Annotated in this window: 16 protein-coding genes; 5 read left to right on the top strand and 11 right to left on the bottom strand. The window is 61.9% G+C overall.

What is annotated here, in order from left to right:
- Positions 1 to 53: 53 nt before the first annotated feature.
- The 6 genes from J7557_RS15775 to J7557_RS15750 form a co-directional block, all read right to left on the bottom strand.
- Positions 54 to 920: a MurR/RpiR family transcriptional regulator gene (locus tag J7557_RS15775; RefSeq protein ID WP_291421000.1), complete on the bottom strand. Its 867-nt coding sequence runs from the start codon at positions 918 to 920 to the stop codon at positions 54 to 56.
- Between the two features lie 29 nt (positions 921 to 949).
- The gene (locus J7557_RS15770) at positions 950 to 2,026 is read right to left on the bottom strand and encodes an ABC transporter ATP-binding protein (RefSeq protein WP_291420999.1); all 1,077 of its coding nucleotides are present in this window, start codon (positions 2,024 to 2,026) and stop codon (positions 950 to 952) included.
- Positions 2,027 to 2,132: 106 nt separating this feature from the next.
- On the bottom strand, positions 2,133 to 3,329 hold the full coding sequence (locus J7557_RS15765; RefSeq protein ID WP_291421107.1) for an ABC transporter substrate-binding protein: 1,197 nt from the start codon (positions 3,327 to 3,329) through the stop codon (positions 2,133 to 2,135).
- Positions 3,330 to 3,389: 60 nt separating this feature from the next.
- Positions 3,390 to 4,232 carry a carbohydrate ABC transporter permease gene (locus J7557_RS15760; protein WP_291421106.1) on the bottom strand — a complete coding sequence of 281 codons (843 nt, stop codon included), beginning with the start codon at positions 4,230 to 4,232 and terminating at the stop codon, positions 3,390 to 3,392.
- Between the two features lie 119 nt (positions 4,233 to 4,351).
- On the bottom strand, positions 4,352 to 5,239 hold the full coding sequence (locus J7557_RS15755; protein WP_291420998.1) for a carbohydrate ABC transporter permease: 888 nt from the start codon (positions 5,237 to 5,239) through the stop codon (positions 4,352 to 4,354).
- 13 nt (positions 5,240 to 5,252) lie between these two features.
- Entirely contained in the window at positions 5,253 to 6,407 is a 1,155-nt protein-coding gene (locus J7557_RS15750) for a Gfo/Idh/MocA family oxidoreductase (RefSeq protein WP_291420997.1), read from the bottom strand.
- Between the two features lie 374 nt (positions 6,408 to 6,781).
- Between J7557_RS15750 and J7557_RS15745 the strand changes: the two genes are divergently transcribed.
- The 5 genes from J7557_RS15745 to J7557_RS15725 all read left to right on the top strand — a co-directional run bounded on the left by J7557_RS15745 (position 6,782) and on the right by J7557_RS15725 (position 11,682).
- Positions 6,782 to 7,270, top strand: a complete 489-nt coding sequence (locus J7557_RS15745; RefSeq protein ID WP_291420996.1) for a hypothetical protein — start codon at positions 6,782 to 6,784, stop codon at positions 7,268 to 7,270.
- A 159-nt stretch (positions 7,271 to 7,429) separates the two neighbouring features.
- Positions 7,430 to 8,617 carry an MFS transporter gene (locus tag J7557_RS15740; RefSeq protein WP_291420995.1) on the top strand — a complete coding sequence of 396 codons (1,188 nt, stop codon included), beginning with the start codon at positions 7,430 to 7,432 and terminating at the stop codon, positions 8,615 to 8,617.
- Positions 8,617 to 10,050 carry a M81 family metallopeptidase gene (locus J7557_RS15735; RefSeq protein ID WP_291420994.1) on the top strand — a complete coding sequence of 478 codons (1,434 nt, stop codon included), beginning with the start codon at positions 8,617 to 8,619 and terminating at the stop codon, positions 10,048 to 10,050. Before J7557_RS15740 ends, J7557_RS15735 begins: the two co-directional genes overlap by 1 nt.
- 116 nt (positions 10,051 to 10,166) lie before the next feature.
- Positions 10,167 to 10,937: a DeoR/GlpR family DNA-binding transcription regulator gene (locus tag J7557_RS15730; protein WP_291420993.1), complete on the top strand. Its 771-nt coding sequence runs from the start codon at positions 10,167 to 10,169 to the stop codon at positions 10,935 to 10,937.
- Between the two features lies 1 nt (position 10,938).
- On the top strand, positions 10,939 to 11,682 hold the full coding sequence (locus J7557_RS15725; protein ID WP_291420992.1) for a fumarylacetoacetate hydrolase family protein: 744 nt from the start codon (positions 10,939 to 10,941) through the stop codon (positions 11,680 to 11,682).
- 175 nt (positions 11,683 to 11,857) lie between these two features.
- Here J7557_RS15725 and J7557_RS15720 read toward each other — a convergent pair whose 3' ends face one another.
- The 5 genes from J7557_RS15720 to J7557_RS15700 all read right to left on the bottom strand — a co-directional run bounded on the left by J7557_RS15720 (position 11,858) and on the right by J7557_RS15700 (position 17,924).
- Positions 11,858 to 13,588: a hypothetical protein gene (locus tag J7557_RS15720; RefSeq protein ID WP_291420991.1), complete on the bottom strand. Its 1,731-nt coding sequence runs from the start codon at positions 13,586 to 13,588 to the stop codon at positions 11,858 to 11,860.
- Entirely contained in the window at positions 13,585 to 14,703 is a 1,119-nt protein-coding gene (locus J7557_RS15715) for a chemotaxis response regulator protein-glutamate methylesterase (protein WP_291420990.1), read from the bottom strand. The genes J7557_RS15720 and J7557_RS15715 overlap by 4 nt, the downstream gene beginning before the upstream one ends.
- A gap of 13 nt (positions 14,704 to 14,716) precedes the next feature.
- Positions 14,717 to 15,571 (bottom strand): CheR family methyltransferase, encoded by an 855-nt coding sequence (locus tag J7557_RS15710; protein WP_291421105.1) that lies wholly within the window; start codon positions 15,569 to 15,571, stop codon positions 14,717 to 14,719.
- Positions 15,572 to 15,651: 80 nt separating this feature from the next.
- Positions 15,652 to 16,113, bottom strand: coding sequence for a chemotaxis protein CheW (locus tag J7557_RS15705; RefSeq protein WP_291420989.1), 462 nt, complete (start codon positions 16,111 to 16,113; stop codon positions 15,652 to 15,654).
- Between the two features lie 8 nt (positions 16,114 to 16,121).
- Complete coding sequence (locus tag J7557_RS15700; RefSeq protein WP_291420988.1) at positions 16,122 to 17,924, bottom strand: methyl-accepting chemotaxis protein; 1,803 nt, start codon at positions 17,922 to 17,924, stop codon at positions 16,122 to 16,124.
- Between the last annotated feature and the right edge of the window lie 31 nt (positions 17,925 to 17,955).

Raw genomic sequence — 17,955 nt, 5'->3', positions numbered from 1 at the left:
GCGTGACCGCGATGCCATGTCGGATGATTGCTAGAGCCGATGTCCGGCTGGGCTCAGTCCCCGAGGGGCTGGCCGTCGTCGCCGTCGCGATTGACGACGAGCTGATGTTTTATGCGCCGCATGCTGGCGACGGCGGAGGCGCCGAGGCGCGTCGCGACGGTCTGTGCAAGCACGTCGACCGTAGCGAGAAAGGCATATCGGCCAGGTGTCGGCCGCAGGATATCGGCATTTTCATGCCAGTTGACCGGCAGCAGGATGTCGGACTGCGCCGACACCATGGAGGCCGAACGCGTCGCAACGACGCGCGTCAGCCCATATTCGCCGGCAACCGTCAGCGTCTTGGCCAACTGCGCATTGTTGCCCGAAAGCGAGAAGGCAACGATCACCGTCCCCGGCGGGGCCGCGGCAACGCGCATCAATTGCAGCTGATGATCGTCAGTTGAAGCAACCTTCAAGCCGAGCCGGAAGAACCGCGTCTCGATCTCCCCGGCCATCATCGAGGAAGCGCCACCGGAGCCGAACGAAAGAATAAAACTGGACTTAGCGATGCTCTCGGCGGCGCGTTCTACGGCGCCGAAATCGAGGTGCTCAAAAGTTTCGTAGATGATCGACTGAATGCCGTTGACGACGCCCTGGGCAATTTCATGCACCGAAGTCGGGCTCGCCGCCGGCGAGAAATAGCGCTGGCCGACAAAGCGCGACTGGGCCAGCCGCACCTTGAAATCGGCATAGGAGTCGCAGCCGAGGCGCCGGCAGAAGCGGGTCACCGTGGGCGGCGACACTTCGGCCTGGGCAGCGAGGTCGACAATGCTCATTTTCAGAACAGAGTCGACATCGGCAAGGACGATGTCCGTAAGGGCCCGTTCGGAGCGGGTAAAGCCGTTCTTCTCGGTCTGCAAGAGGCCGACGATGTCGAGCATTTTCCCTCTCCCCAGCGGGCTCCTCGGACTTAGTAGACGGCCAACCCCTTGGCATCGAACAGATGCGCATTGGCAATGGAGAAGCCCATCTTGAGCGTCTTGCCATCTTCGATCGTCGGGTTGCCTTCGAAGAGGCCGATAAAGGCCTCGCCGCCGGGCAGGGTCGAGTAGGCGATGGTGTGGATGCCCAGGTGCTCGACAATGTTCGGGGTGATGTCGAGGCTGAATTCGCCAGTTCCCAGTTGCATGTGCTCTGGGCGAATGCCCACGGTCACATCCTGGCCGGCAACAGCCGTGCTGCTGCGCGGCAGCTTCAGCGTGCCGAGCGAGCCGAGATCAATGGTGACCGTGGTGCCGTCGGCGCTGCGCACCTTGCCGTTGATGAAGTTCATCTTGGGCGAACCGATGAAGCCGGCGACGAAGAGATTGTCGGGCTTGTGGTAGAGATCGAGCGGCGAGCCAACCTGAGAAATCTCGCCGGCATTGAGCACCACGATCTTGTCGGCCATGGTCATGGCTTCGATCTGGTCGTGGGTCACATAGATCATGGTCGAACCGAGGCGCTTGTGCAGCTCCATCAGTTCGATGCGCATTTCCGAGCGGAGCGCAGCGTCGAGGTTGGACAGCGGCTCGTCGAAAAGGAAAATCTTGGGCTGGCGCACAATGGCGCGGCCGATGGCGACGCGCTGGCGCTGGCCACCGGAAAGCTGGCCGGGGCGGTGCTGCAGGCGGCTATCGAGCTGTAGCACCTTGGAGGCAGCGCTGACGCGCTTGTCGACTTCGGCCTGCGGCAGCTTTTCGACGCGCAGCGGGAAGGCGATGTTCTCGTAGACGGACATATGCGGATAGAGCGCATAGGACTGGAACACCATGGCGATGCCGCGCTGCACCGGGGGAAGATCGTTGACGACCTTGCCGCCGATTTCGATCTCGCCCTGGGTGACATCTTCGAGCCCGGCGATCATGCGCAGCAGCGTCGACTTACCACAGCCCGAAGGGCCAACGAAAACAACGAACTCGCCTTCGGCAACCTCAAGGTCGATGCCCTTGATGATACGGGCTTCGTTGAAGGATTTTTCGAGGCGCTTGAGGCTCAGTTGCGACATGGTTCGCATCTCCGGTCGGCGGGTCGGTTCCCGCGGGCAGGCAATTTTCGATATTTTGGGGATGCCGCCGCCCCTTTCAGGGCGGCAGCAAGATCAGGACTGAGGCTTACTTGTACTGCTCGAGTTCAGCGGCGGCTTTTTCGAGGGCAGCAGCAGGCTCGGCAGCGCCGGTCACGACCGACTGAACCATTTCGATCATGGTGTTCTGCAGACCGATATAGTCGGTGAACAGCGGCTCGGGACCACCGAATTCGATGCCGTCGAGGAACGGCTTCCAGTACGGTTTTTCGGCAACCAGTTCATCGGAGTGCAGCGGACGGAGCGGGGTCAGGCCCTGGGCCATTTCAGCATCCCACTGGCGGTCGCCGGTGGTGATGAACTTGGCAAGGCTGATGGCCTGCTCTTCAACGCCGGTGCCCTTGAAGATGGCGAGAGCGTCGGTGATCAGCAGCGTGCCGGGACCCTTGGCATCCGGACCGAGCGGCAGGTTGGCAACGCCCCAGTTCATGCCGGCTTCTTCGGCGCGGATGGCAGCACCCGGGGAGGCTTCGATCATGGCGACGCCACCATCGAGCCAGATGGCGCGGACTTCGTTCTGTTCATAAGCGGTCGGGCCTTCTTCGCCATAGGGAACGATGTCCTTGAGGGCGGTGAGGGCAGCCAGAACCTGCGGCGAGTTCAGGACGATATTGCCGTCGGCATCGATGACGAGGCCGTCATTGGTGTAAACCCAGTGCAGGAACTGGTGCATGGTGTTGTCAAAGGTCTTGGCGACAACGCCGTAGCCGGCTGCATCGGTCTTTTCAGTGATCTGCTTGGCGAAAGCGATCTTTTCTTCCCAGGTCTTGGGCGGGGTTTCCGGATCGAGGCCAGCGGCTTCGAACAGGTCCTTGTTCCAGAACAGGGCCTTGGTCGAGAAAGCGACCGGAACGCCCCACTGGGTGCCGTCGAAGGTCACGGTGTCGGGAACGTAGTTGTAGTAGGAGGCCTTTTCTTCGTCCGTCATCGGGACGGGAACGATCAGGTCGTTCTGGGCGAACTGCTTGAGGGTACGCGAACCGACATATGCGAGAGCAACCGGCGTACCGGCGGCAGCCAGCGTCGTCACCTTGTCCTGGCACTGGCCCCAGCCAACGATTTCCGGAACGACCTTGAAGCCGGGATTGGCAGCTTCCCACTCGGCGAAGGTTTCGGCATAGCCGGCAGTCAGTTCGTCACCGCAGTTGATGAAGGAGATTTCCTTCACATCCTGGGCGAAGGCGCCGGTCGATGCGCTGGCAAGAGCCAGCATCGATACGGCCATCAAACCGATAGTCTTGTTCATTGTAGTCTCCCTTGAATTGGGCCCCCTCGGGCCCTCTCACTACTGCTTCACGGCTCCGGCGGTCAGGCCGGCGACGAGATAGCGCTGCAGGAATATGATCACGATCATGACCGGCAGGATTCCGACGAAAGACGCTGCCATCAGCTCGTTCCAGATCACTTCCTGCTTGCCGAAGAAGGCGAAGAGGCCCACCGGCAGCGGCATGAATTCGGTCTTGGAGTTGAAGGTCAGCGCGAAAATGAACTGCTGAGCATAGGCACCGATGAAGGTCATGATGGCGACCACGACGATGCCGGGCATGGCGAGCGGCAGGATGACGCGGCGCAGGGTATAGAGACGGCTGGCGCCATCGACCCAGGCGGCTTCGTCAAGCTCGCGGGGAATGCGCATCATATAGGTGCGCAGGAGCCAGATCGAGGACGGGATGAGGAAAGCCGCACCCGGCACGATCATGGCGAAATAGGTGTTGAGCAGGCCAAGGCTGCGCATCAGGCGGAAGAGTGGGATCAGGAGCACGGCGCCCGAGAACATGTTCACGGCAAGGAACATGCCGAGCAGCAGCGCCTGGCCGCCAAAGTTGAAGCGGGCGAAAGAATAGGCAGCCGGCACAACGATGGCGACGACGATCAGCGTCACCACCGAGGAGATGAAGAAGGAGTTGAAGATGTGCATGCCGAGCGCCGGCACCGAGGTCCACATATTGATGTAGGCATCGAACGACCAGGTCTTCGGAATGAAGCTATAGGGCGTCGAAAAGAGCTGAGCCAAAGGCTTGAGTGAAACCAGGAAGCCTTCGATGAAGGGCGCGAGCACGAAGAACAGAAAGACCGCGATGCCGGCATAAAGGGCGGCAACTTCGTACCAGTGGTAGCGGTCGATCATTGCCTTGGAGGGGCGAGCCTTGGCCTTTGCCTTTGCTTTGCTGAGTTCGGCGACAGAACTGGCGCTGGCGGCCAGAGGATTGGCACCGGCTGGCAGAGTGACCTTGGAGTCATGAAAGCTCATTTGGCTTCTCCCTGCTGGAGCTTGCGGACGGCACGGAAGTAGGCGAGGCAGAACAGCGACACGAAGATGCAGATCACCACGGCGCGGGCGGCGCCTTCGCCATATTTGCGGCTGCCAATGGCGGTCTTGTAGGTGTCGATGATCATGGTCGTGGTCGAGCCCGAGGGACCGCCCTGGGTCAGGATCCAGATGATGTCGAACGAGTTGAAAGTGGCGATGAGCGAGAGAAGACTCATGGTGATGATGGCAGGCACCATCAGCGGCACGGTGATGCGGCGGAAGCGGTAGAAGCGGCCGGCGCCATCGGTCCAGGCGGCCTCGTAGAGATCCTTGGGGATCGACTGCATGGCAGCAAGGAAATAGATGGTGACCATGGGCACGCCGATCCACACGTCGGTGACGATGGTGGCCCAGAAGGCGGTGTGACCATAGGCGAGCCAGGCGACGGGACCGCCGACGAGGCCGAAATTCTGCAGCAGACCCGAAATCATGCCGAACTGGCCGTTATACATCCAGCTCCACATATAGATGCCGATGGCCATGGGCACGATCCAGGGCGGCATGGTGAGGATGCGGAACACCGCCTGGCCGGGAATGGCGGCATTGAGCAGGACGGCGCCGGCCATGCCGATGACCATCTTGGTCGTGACCGAGAAGAAGGTCCAGATGAAGGTGCGGACGATCACCTCGGTGAAATTGCCGACACCGAAAATGCGCTGGTAATTGGCCCAGCCGACGAAATCGTAGCCGGCCTTGAGCGAGGCATTGGTGAAGCTGAGAATGATCGTATCGACCAGCGGATAGGCGACGATGGTCAGGATATAGATCAGTGCCGGAGCCAGAAGGGCGAGGGCGAAGATGGTGGCGCTACGCGAACTGGTCATCGGCTTGTTCTCCTCAGCCCTGTCGCCCGAGGGCAGCATCGAAACGCTGCCAGATGGGACCCATGTCCACTACGGACTTGTTGCGCATCGCCTCGTCCATGGAGAGTGCCAGAAGCCCTGCTTCCAGCGCGTCGACCACCGAAACCGGCAGCGGCGCGCCGTCGACGAGGTGCTTCAAGATATCTTCGGCCATCTGCTCGTCGGCACCATAGTGGCTCGAGAGCGAGCTGACTTCATAGGTCTTGTCTTCGAGGCGATCGGAAGTGCGGCTGTCGGTGACCTTGAAGTAATTGCGCACGAAATCGCCTTCGGCCATGCCCTTGGCGCCGATTACGGCAAAGCGCCGGAAATCGTCGGCCACGTTGAGATTGGTGTGGAAGGTCAGCGCCGCGCCGTTTTCGTACTGCACGAGGGCGGTCTGGAAATCGATGATGTCGCCATCGCTGTCAAAGACCTTGTCGGTGCCCATCCAGCCGGACGGCTTGCGATGGTAGACTTCCATGTCGTTGATGCCGGAAACCTGCGGCGCATTTTCCGGCGTAAAACTGCGGCGGCCACCAAAGCTCGCCACATAGCGCGGACGGCAGCCCATGACGCCATTATAGAGATCGAGGTCGTGGCAGCACTTTTCGAGCATGAAGCTGCCCGAATATTTCCCATAGCGACGCCAGTCGCGCATGAAGAAAGCACCGTGATAGGGTGGGATGGTTTCCGAGGCTTCGATCGAGGCGATATTGCCCAGCTTGCCCTCGGCCTGCGCCTTGCGCAGATCGACATAGAGCGGCGCATAGCGCAGCACCAGACCGACCATCACATTGTCCGAGCCGTATTTGCCGATCAGCTCGGCAATCGCCATCGTGTCTTCCACCGAGGTCACGACCGGCTTTTCGGCAAAAAGCTTCATGCCGCGCTCGAGGCCAATGCGGATGTGCTCGAGATGCATGTGATTGGGCGAACCGACCATCAGCAGGTCGAGATTGCCATTGTCGATCAGCGCTTCGAGGCTGTCATATTGCTTGCCGACGGAGACGCCATGCTCCTTGGTATAGGGAAGGCCCGCGGGGGCCGGATCGACATAACCGACGATCTCGAAATCACTCCGGGCAGCGGTGAAAACCCGCGCCAGATAAGCCAAGCGATAGCCAAGGCCGATAATGCCTACCCGCATATTCCCTGTACCCTGTTTTCCGCCAATCTCTTCCGGATTAGTCGGCATTTCTGTAAACGATTTTCAAGACTAGGCGTCTTTATGACACAATGTCAACACAGATTCCGAGTGTTGACAATACCAATTTAAGCCACCTCGTCATGGCGCATTTTTGGGCGGCACTTTGCTGTATTTCTAGGCGTTTGGCAGGGGTTTGGCCAAAAAATCCATGTGGACAAGCCACCCGAAAGCGAGCAGCATGTCGCAATTGGTATCCATGTGGCCTCTTTCAGGAGTGTCACCAGAGATGACATGCCTGAAAATTTCATACAGAGTGTATCGCGCAGCCCAAAACGAGGAGAGGGCTGCCCGAGAGATCACGAAAGACCCCTGAAATGAGCCTTTCCACCAATCCCTTCCCCCATGACGCCGACCGCTCGGCTATCTGGAGCATGCTGGTGCCGCGCGACATCGCCGCCTATGTGGCCGCCGACTGGTCCATGGTCGCAGACGATTTCGTCGCCGATAATTTCATGGGCATCAACGGCAATAAAAACGACAATCCCGATGGCTGGACCATCAGCTACCCCACGCTTGCCGACTATAGCGCCGAATGGCTGCGCCAGGCGCATGAAGGTCAGAAGCAGTCCTATGCCGAAGACGTCGAGGCCGGCATCCATCGCGCCACGAGCCTGACCGAAATCGAGATCACCGGCGACCGCGCCATCGCGCACAAGAAGTTCAACGGCGAGATCAAGCTGAGCAATGGCGGCGTCGATCGCCTGAACTGGCAGACGCTCTACTTCTGCCGCAAGGTTGCAGGCCAGTGGAAGCTGACGGGGTTTGTGGGATATCTGCCGTATCCGATGGGTAAGCAGGGCTAAGCCCCTCATCCGGCGCTGCGCGCCACCTTCTCCCCGATGGGGAGAAGAACAAGAGGTGCCTACTTCTATCCCTCTCCCCATCGGGGAGAGGGTGGATCGGCCAAAGGCCGAGACGGGTGAGGGGGCGCGCGAAACTCATCGCATCGAATGGCAGACAACATGTCCTTCCTCTCCCCCCAGCGCCTGACCATGCTGGTCTTCTTCCTGCAGCCGATTGCCTTCGGCTCCTGGCTGCCGCGCATCCCGGAAATCCAGGCAGGTCTCGGCCTCGGCCCCGCCGCCCTGGCGCTCGCTCTCCTCGGCATGCCCTGCGGCACGCTCATCACCCTGCCCTTTGCCGGCCCGCTGGTGGCAAAAATCGGCGCCCGCAGCGCCATCATCTGGGGTTTTGTCTTCTATTCCATCGCCGCCAGCCTCCCGGTCCTCGCACCGCACCCGATCCTTCTCTTCATCGCCCTGATGCTGGCCGGCTCCGCCATTTCCTTCGTCGAACTCGGCCTCAACGTGCAGGCCGACCTCGTCGAAAAATCGAGCGGCAAGATGATCATGAACACCTCCCACGGCTGCTGGTCGCTCGGCATCATGGCAGGCAGCCTCATTGGCTCGGGTTTTGCCGCCCTCGGCGTCGTGCCCCAGATCGCCGTGCCGCTCCTTGCGGCCCTCGTCCTGCCCGTCGCCATCTTCGCCGGCCTCGCGCTGCCAAAGCTCAATGACGCGCCGGCCGAAGGCCAGACGCAAAAATCCGCCTGGTCGCTCCCAAGCCCGGCGCTGATCGGCATCTGCCTCTTCGTTTTCGGCATCACCATGACCGAAGGCGCCATGGCCGACTGGTCGGCCATCTTCCTCCGTGATGCCCTCTCGGCTGAAGGCGGTCTCGTCGGTCTCGGCTATTCGTTCTTCGCCTTCATGGTGGCAGCCGGCCGTTTCGGCGGCGACACCCTCAAGCGCACCTTTGGCGCCGTGAACACCGCCCGCATCTGCGGCAGTCTCGCTGTCCTCGGCGGCATCATTTTGTATTTTGCCCCCGGCGTTGAACTCGCCCTCATTGGCTTCGGCATCATCGGCGTCGGCGTTTCCGTCGGTTTCCCGCTTGCCGTCACCGCCGCCGCGGGCATCGGCGATCGCGCCGCCTCGGCCAATGTCGCCGTGCTCTCCTTCGTGGCACTCACCGGCTTTCTCATCGGCCCGCCGCTGATCGGCTTTGTCGCCGAACATTCCGGCATCCGCTTCGGCATTGCCTGCGTCGTGCCGTTCCTCTTGGTCAGCCTTTTCCTCACCGGACGCCTCACACCGCGCCCGGTTAAAACCAATCACAATCCAGAAGCCGAAGTTCCAGGAGTGCTCTGATGCGCATTGCCGTTGCTGGCCTGCATACCGAATGCAGCACCTATAATCCCGTCATCGCCCGCGAGGCCGATTTCCGCGTGTTGCGCGGCCCCTCGATGCTCAAGGATCAGTATTTTGATTTCCTGACGCACTTCCCGGCCGAATTCATCACCGTGCTCCATGCCCGCGCCATTGCCGGCGGCCCCGTCGAAAACGCGCTTTACAGCAAGTGGAAAGCCGAAATCCTCGACGGCATTAAGGCCGCCCTGCCGCTCGATGGCGTCTACCTCGCCATGCACGGCGCGATGTTCGTCGAAGGTATGTTCGACGCGGAGGGTGATTTCATCGCTTCCGTCCGCGAAGTCGTCGGCCCCGATGTCATCATCGCCGCCAGTTACGATCTCCACGGCAATGTCAGCCAGAAGATCGTCGACGGTCTCGACATCTTCTCGACCTATCGCACCGCCCCCCATATCGACGTGCCCGACACCATGCGCCGCGCTGTGACCATGCTGGTCCGCGCTCTCCGCACCGGCGTCAGGCCCAAAGTCGCCTGGGCTCCCGTCCCGGTCCTCCTGCCCGGCGAACGCACCTCAACCCAGGACGAACCGGCGAAAAGCTTTTACACCCAGCTCCACGAAGTCGAAGAACCGACCGGCATCTGGGATGCCTCCTTCCAGGTCGGCTATGTCTGGGCCGACGAACCCCGCTCCACCGCCTGCGCCGTTATCACCGGCACCGACACGGCAGCGATGGAAAAAGCCGCCTCGAAATTGGCGCAAGACTATTGGGACGTGCGCGAACAGTTCGTGTTCGGCATGGAGGTCGGCTCCATCGACGAATGCGTCGATCGCGCCATTGCCAGCACGACGGGCCCGGTCGTGCTCGCCGAATCCGGTGACAACCCCACCGGCGGCGGCGTCGGCGACCGCGCCGAAGTGCTTGCGGCCCTCATCGCCCGTAACGCGCAAGGCGTGATCTTTGCCGGCATTGCCGACAAGGCCGCAACCGAAGCCGCGTATGCCGCCGGCGTCGGTGCCACCATCCCGCTCCATATCGGGGCCAGCCTCGACCCGTCCTCGACCCCGGTCGACACCACGGCAGAAGTCGTCTTCCTCCTCGAGCACGAAAACCCGCTTTTCCGCGAAGCCGTGGTCCGCATCGGCGGCATCGACCTCGTCCTCACCGTCCGGCGTCGCCCCTTCCACAATATCGCTGATTTCACCAAGCTCGGCCTCGATCCGCGCACCGCAAAGATCGTCGCGGTAAAGTCCGGTTATCTCTCCCCCGAACTCGGCCCGATCGCCAATCCCGGCATCATGGCCCTGTCGCCCGGCGTCGTGGACCAGTTCGTCGAGCGCACAACCCGCAACCACACCCCTCGCCCAAGCTTTCCGTTCGATCGCGATTTCGCCTTCGTGCCGCAGGTGAAATGGTCGGCGCTGGCCAAATAACTCGCTCAACCACTGATCGTCATCCTCGGGCCTGGCCCGAGGATGACCACCCTTCCCCCGCCCCCCACTTTCGTTTACTCACAAACCGAAAGCGGCAGGCCCCCATGAATCCCTTGATGCGACAGGCTCAGATCGTCGAACTTGCCCGTAAAAAGGGCGGGGTCACGGTGGAGCAGCTCGTCGAGGCGTTCGACGTCACCCCGCAAACCATCCGCAAGGATCTCAATCTCCTCTGCGATCGCGGCGCCCTCAAACGCACCCATGGTGGGGCCATGCACCCGTCCGGCGTCGAAAACGTCGAATACGAAGCCCGCCGCCAGATCGCCACCGACGAAAAGCAGGCCATCGGCCGTGCTGCGGCGGCGCTGATCCCCGACAATGCCTCGCTCTTCATCAATATCGGCACGACCACCGAAGCCGTGAGCCAGGCCCTTGCCGACCATCGCGGCCTCATGGTTATCACCAATAATATCAATGTCGCCAATCGCCTGCGCACCGTCCCATCCATGGAAGTTGTCATTGCCGGCGGCGTCGTGCGCTCCTCCGATGGCGGCATTGTCGGCGAGGCTGCGGTCGATTTCATCCGCCAATTCAAGGTCGATTTCGCCGTCATCGGCGTCTCGGCCATCGATGAAGACGGGGCCCTGCTCGATTTCGATTTTCGCGAGGTGAAGGTCGCTCAGGCCATCATCGCCAATGCGCGCCACGTCATCCTCGTGTCGGATTCGAGCAAATTTGCCCGCACCGCACCGGTGCGCATCGGCCACCTTTCGCAGGCCCATACGTTCATCACCGATCACTGCCCCTATGACTCGATCAGAACCCTCTGCGCCGATGCGGGGATCACCCTGATCGAAACTGCCGCTTCCGAACCAGACAGGACCTAAAATGACCGCCAGCCAAGAGACTCTCGCAAAAGCCCTGATTGCCGCCCACGATGGCGGCCCGCTGGTGGGCCCGGTCGATGCCGCAGATGTGCCGGCCGATATGACTGCCGTCTATGCCATGCAGAACCTGATCATTGCCGGTATCGGCCCGGTCGGCGGCTGGAAGATCGTTGCGGGTGGTCAGGGCGAACCGCTTTGCTCGCCCATCCCCGCCAATCGCTTCTTTGCCAATGGCGCAGTGCTCGATGCCAAGACGCATCGCCATTTCCTTGCAGAAGTGGAAGTCGCCGTGCTGCTCGGCGCCGATCTCTTCGGCAAGCCCAATCAGTTCGAAGTCGAGGCCGCCATTGCCTCGGTCAATCCGGTGCTCGAAATGGTCGCCAACCCCTTTGTCGACCGCGACGCCACTCCGCGCAACCTGCAACTGGGCGATCTCCAGAGCAATGGCGCCGTCGTCGTTGGCCCGGCCCTTGCCAACGAGGTTCGCGCGGCGCTGCCAACCCTCCCAGTCTCGCTGAGCTATGACGGCAAGACCGTGAAGGAGGTTTCGACCGGCGCCTCCTGGGCCGACATCGTCGCCGCCCTCGTCTGGCTCGCGCCCCATGCCGAAGCCCGCGGTTTCCCGCTCAAGGCCGGCCAGACCATCATCACCGGCGCCCGCATCGCCGTACCTCTGGGCACAACCGATCATGTCGAAGGCAAGCTCGGCGAATGGGGCAAGGTTGCGGCGCGCTGCACGTATTGAGCGCGCCCACATCGGAAGCGAGCCCGCACACTACCCCGCCCATCGTCACCACCGGGCCTGTCCCGGTGGTCCATGCGGAGGCGAGATGGATTGCCGGGACAAGCCCGGCAATGACGACAGAGTGGATGCAGAACCCCCAAAACAAAAGGCCCGCTTCCGCGGGCCTTTGCCATTTTCAGAACATCAAGGCTTCAAGATCCATATCATCGCTCGCCTCTTCCACCGGCGCTGCAACCGCGCCACCGAAGAGCCTGCTATGAATCTGCCGTTCGGCTTCCATCGTATAGGTCTTTCGCAGGCGTTCGAGTACCGGAGAGAGTTCCGCCGCCAGTGGGTCCGGCATAGCGTCGGACGAAAGCGCGGCAATCTGCAGCGCGATATCGTCCATACTTTCGGCAAACCGCGACTGACCATCGATGCCCCTCGCCGCCGCCTGCAACAGCCCGATAACCTTCGGACCATCGGCATTGAGGCTTTCCATAGCGGCGGAAAGACCTTCGTCGAGACGCGTGAGTAGCGTCATGGCGTGATTGGCCTGCTGTTCGAGCCGCCCGATCTGGCCGGCATTGTCTCCGCCCGCCGCCGCGCCAAAGGCACCGGCCAGGGCCGAAGCTTCATCGAGCTGCGCCATGGCCGCTTCCGCCGCCACCACGGTTTCGGTCGTCAGTTCGCGGAGCTGCGAAGCGATTACCGTAAGCGAAGCGCCGCGTGGACCCAGTTGAGCACAGCGCACCGCAGCATTAAGCGAAACAAGCCGCATATTGGCTTCAATATCCTGCACGGCCGCGACATGGCCGAGAAGGATGGAGACGGTCTGCTGCACGGCTGCCGCCACGGCTTCGAGCTTGCTGCGTTCCATTTCGCAATCGCGCAGGATTTCCGTCGCCACGCGCAGTTGCGCGCTCAGCACCGTCAGGGCCGAAGCTTCGTTTTCGCCATCGCCATAAAGATTGCGGCTGCGCGCCATGATGGTACCGGCGTCCGCTGCCAGCGCCTGTAAGGCCTGTTCTGCTTCACCCACTTCGCCGGCAAAGTCGGCGGCAGTGGCGCGGAGCTGTTCCTGTTCGAGCAGGCTCAATGCCGTCAGCGCCTCCTCGCCAACCGCATCATCAAACGTCGATCCATCGACCGGTTTGCCGCCCAAAATATCGGCGAGGCAATCAAGGCCCGCTTCCACATGTTCGAGCCGCTGGCGGGTGGAATCGCCCACCTGCAGGGCCATGACCGCACTGCCGATCCGCCCGACGATCTGGCGCGACACGCGGCCGGTTTCGGCCGAGCTTTCCACCGCCGACTGGCGCTGACGATCGAGCGCTTCCAGCGTCTCGTCGAGATTGTGGGCCAGTTCGGTCAGCGTATGGGCATGGGCGGCGTCGAACCGGTCGCGCTGGTTGGCGGCCTGCGCCACCTCGGTCACCAATTGCCGATAGACCTGGCTGAACTCGTGAATGGTCGAACGCGCCGAATCCGAAAGCGTCGCAATATCGGTGGTGAAGACTTCAAAATCGTCATTGTCCCCGACGATGCCAGCCGCCGTCACGCGCGCATTGATCGAGACGATGCCGATCATTTTGACCGTGCGGCGCAGCTCCCCGATCGGGCTATTGGCCGCCGAAACCACTTCTACAAGGCGTGTGAGATCAGCCTTTTCCTTGGCAAAATCTTCGGTGAGTTGTAGCGCCGTGCGCGCCACAGCACGCAACTGGCTCGAGGCTTCGATAACTTCCTCGCCCTGCAGCGCCGCCGGCAGTGCTTCGAACTGGCGTGTCAGCTTGTTGAGCATGGCGGCGCCTTCGGAAAGGCGCGAGCCGACGGAAACGAAGGCCTCTTCGATCTCCTGGCGCGGCTTGGCGAGGGCGGTCGAGAGCGCGGAAATATCCCTGGCTTGGGGCTTATTATTGGTCATGCCATGCCTCCGGTTGGTTTTGGGGCGTTGCGGCCAAAGTTCACGATTTCGGTCGCCATGCGCGAGAGCGGCAGCACCCGGCCGGCGGCGCCGCGCTGAATGGCTTCCTTGGGCATCCCGAAGACGACGCTGCTTTCCTCGTCCTGCGCCACGGTGGGGCTGCCCATCTGGCGCATTTCGAGGAGGCCTCTGGCGCCATCGTCACCCATGCCTGTAAGAAGCATGCCGAGGGCATTGCGCCCCGCCGCCTGCGCGGTCGAGCGGAACAGCACGTCGACGGACGGACGATGCCGCGATACATGCGGACCCTCGACGATTTTCACGGTATAGCGCGAACCATTGCGCACGAGCTGCATATGCACATTGCCCGGCGCGATCAGCGCACGCCCGGCCATGACGAGGTCGCCGTCCTCGGCTTCCTTGACCTCGATGGCACAGGTGCTGTCGAGGCGGCGCGCAAAGGCGCCGGTGAATTTTTCCGGCATGTGCTGTACGATCAAAATAGCCGGGCTATTGGCCGGCAGGCCTTCGAGCACTTCGCGCAGGGCTTCGGTGCCACCTGTCGAGGCACCGATCGAGACGATGGGTTCGGTCACCGGCATGCGCGCGATCAGGCTATCGCGGCGGGCTTCGGAAATCGGCGGCACCACCGCGTCGGCCGTCAGCTTGGCTTCGACCTTAAGTTCCGGTGCGGCCTTCTTCAGGCCCTTGAGCTTGGCATGCGCCGCGGCCTTGGCGGCGTCGCAGATGCGCATGCGCGACTCTTGCAGGAATTGCGCGGTGTCGACGCGGGGCTTGGTCACGACATCGACAGCACCGGCTTCAAGGCACTGCATCAGCGTGTCCGAGCCGGCCTGGGCCACGCCCGAGCAGATGACGACCGGGATCGGCCGCTGCGACATGATCTTTCTGAGGAAAGTCAGCCCGTCCATGCGCGGCATTTCGACGTCGAGAAAGATCACGTCAGGCACTTCGTGCCGGATCTTTTCGACCGCCACATAGGGGTCGGCTGCCGTCGCCATGACCTCGAGGTCAGGGTCGGCGGCAATGATTTCGCTCAGCGTAGTCCGGACCGAGGCGCTGTCGTCGACGATCAGCACGCGGATCTTACTCATGACTAATCAGCTCTCACACGCGCTGGAACACGGCAGGCGCAACCTGCCGGACGGGGATCGATGTACCGATCATGGACTCGGAATGACCAAGAAGTAGATAACCGCCGGGCCGAAGATGGCCGACGAGCCGGTTGATCACCTTGGCCTGGTCCGCCTTGTCGAAATAGATCAGCACGTTGCGCAGGAGGATGATGTCGACATCCCGATCGAAGGGGTACTTCTCGTCCATCAGGTTGAGCCGATGGAATTGCACGAGGCGCCGCAATTCCGGCACGATGCGCACATCGGGGCGGATGCCGGCCTTGCGCGACCACATCAGATATTGCGCCTGCATGTTCTGCGGCACCGGCACGATCTGCTCGGCGGGATAAACGGCGCGGCGCGCGTGGTCGAGCACGTCGGTCGAAATATCGGTGCCGAGGATCGAAAAGCGGAAATTGCGCTGCGCCTTGGCCATGTCGGCCAGCACCATGGCGCAGGTAAAGGCCTCGGCACCGGTCGAAGACGCCGCGCTCCAGATTTTGAGCACCGGATTGCGCTCGCCATCCCGCGCCGCCAGCAGCTCGGGCACCATTTTCGAGCGCATCAGCTCGAAATGCTCAGGCTCACGGAAAAAATCCGTCTTGTTGGTCGTCACCACATTGATGAGGTAAGGCAGCTCGGCCTTGAGCCCATCCTGGCGGAAAACATAGTCGCAATAGGCGTCGAAGGTTGCGAGCTGCAGGGCGCGAAGGCGGCGGCGCAGCCGGCCTTCCACCATCAGGCGCTTGGCCGGCGGCAGGCGGATGCCGGCCTCGGACCCGATCAGGGCCGAGATCTTGGCAAAATCGGCATGGCTCAGGTGGTCTTCGCCATCGTCTTCAATAATTTGGGCACGCGATACTAGAGCCACTCTGGTCTCCAACAGGGAGAGGGGCCCGCGCTCTAAATAGCGCGGGTCGATTGTGTTCAGGCAGCCGAGAGGACGTCAGCCCCCTCGCCGAGCAGTTTGTCGAGATCGAGCACGGTCACGAAGACGCCGTTGCGCCGTCCGATGCCCTCGATGCAGTGATCCTGCCAGCGCGCATTGAAGGCCGGCGGCGGATCGAGCACATCGCTATCGAGCACGGTCACCTCGAAGACGCGGTCGGCCCTGAGGCCCAGCGTCACGGGGCCCGAGATGCTGTTGACCGACAGCACGACGATGCGCGTCGTCTCGGTGTCTTGCGCCGGCTCCATGCCGAGCGTGAGGCGCAGGTCGAGGACCGGCACGCCCTGCCCGCGGACATCGATGATGCCGAGGAAGTTGTCCGGAGCCCTCGGCAGGCGTGCAATTGCACGCATGTCGAGGATTTCCTGCACCTTGGTGACGGGGGCGGCGAAGAGTTCCTCCGCCACGCCCAGGGTCACATATTGATTATGGTCAGCCATGTTTCCCTCTATGCGGAGATACGGGTGAAGCCTTCGTCGATATCGTCGGAAGCGCTATCGAGCGACAGGTCGAAACCGCCGGCATTGGCCTTGGCCCGGCCGGCAGATTTTTGCATATGCGGCGCGGAGGCCATGACGGCGCTCTTGAGATCGCGCTTTGCCTTGGGTGCAGCGGCCAGCGCAGCCGTCGCGCTATTGCCGAGGCGGAAGTAGCTGATCGCGGACTGGAGCTGCTCGGACTGGGTCGCCAGTTCCTCGGCCGTCGCCGACATTTCTTCGGCGGCAGAGGTATTCTGCTGGGTCACCTTGTCGAGCTGCTGGATGGCGGTGTTGATCTGGGCGGCACCGGCATTCTGCTCACGGCTGCCGGCGGAGATTTCTTCCACCAGTTCGGCCGTGCGCTGGATATCGGGCACGAGTTTCGAGAGCATTTCGCCGGCAGACTGGGCGGCCTTCACCGTGGTGCCCGACAGGGTCGAGATTTCGGCAGCAGCGGCCTGCGAGCGTTCAGCAAGTTTTCTGACCTCGGAAGCGACGACCGCGAAACCGCGGCCATGTTCGCCGGCACGGGCGGCTTCCACCGCGGCGTTGAGGGCGAGGAGGTCGGTCTGGCGGGCGATTTCCTGCACGACGAGGATCTTGTCGGCAATGGTCTCCATGGCCGAAACCGCATTGGTCACGGCCTGGCCCGAAGCGATGGCGTCGGCAGCGGACTGACGCGCGATCTTTTCGGTCTGGCTGGCATTGTCGGCCGACTGCTTGATGGTTGCGGCCATCTCTTCCATCGAAGCCGAAGCTTCTTCGGTGGACGAGGCCTGTTCGGTCGCGCCCTGGCTGAGCTGTTCGGCGGTCGCCGACATTTCCTGAGCGCCGGCCGACACATTGTTGGCCGAGGCAATGGCGTCGGAGATCACGTCGCGCAGCTTTTCGACCATGCGCTCGAGCGCGATACCCAGCGTATCCTTTTCCGACAGGCGCTTGGGCTCGACGGTCAGGTCGCCACCGGCGATCTGGTCGGCAATGGTGGCCGAAGCGCGCAGATTGTCGGTCATCACCGTCAGCGAATTGGCGAGATCGCGGATCTCGTCATTCGCCTTGTGCTCGATCTTCTGGTTGAGATCGCCGATGCTGATGGCGTCAGCCAGACCAATGGCGCGACGCAGACCCGCGCTGATGGTCATCGAAATCCAGAGGGCAACGCCGATCGAGAGGATCAGGGTCAGGCCGGTCGCCGCGAACAGCAGGTTGCGCGAGTTTTCGAACTGCGCATTGGTTTCCTGGTCCATCACCGCCATGTCCTCGGTAATGAGGCCATTGAGGTCGTCGAGCAGGGTAATCATCTGGTTGTTGATCGTTGCGGCGTCGCCCATGGAGATGGCGGCGGCACGATCATTGGACTCGACGGTGTTCTGCTTGCCGAGCGCTAGGATCTGGTCCTGCAGCGACACCCAGCGCGGGAACAGTTCGCGGAAAGCCGCAGCCTTTTCGCGAATGGTCGGATCGGTGTCCTGTTCGAGATTGGCGAGGAGCGGCTCGATCTCGCCGCGATTGGTCAGCACGGTATCGACATAGCCCTGAATTTCGGAGGCATTGCCGTTCATGATGAGGTTCTTCTCGGCCCGCGTGGCGATCAACACCGCATTGGCGAGGTCGTTCGACTCCTTGAGATTGGCAGCAGGGCCATCAATCAGCCGGGTGATCGCATCATTGAGCGAGCCCAGGTTGGAAATCGAGAAGGCCGTCATCAGGCCCGAGATCAGGATGACCGCGGCAAAGGCCAGGCCAAGCTTCAATTTGATAGTGAATCTCATTCGAGATCGTCCTTGTCCGACAGAACGCTCC

The sequence above is a fragment of the Devosia sp. genome (genome assembly GCF_017744655.1).
GTDB lineage: Bacteria > Pseudomonadota > Alphaproteobacteria > Rhizobiales > Devosiaceae > Devosia.
Note: the sequence above shows the minus strand (reverse complement) of the source record. Positions and strands in the feature narration are given on the sequence as shown.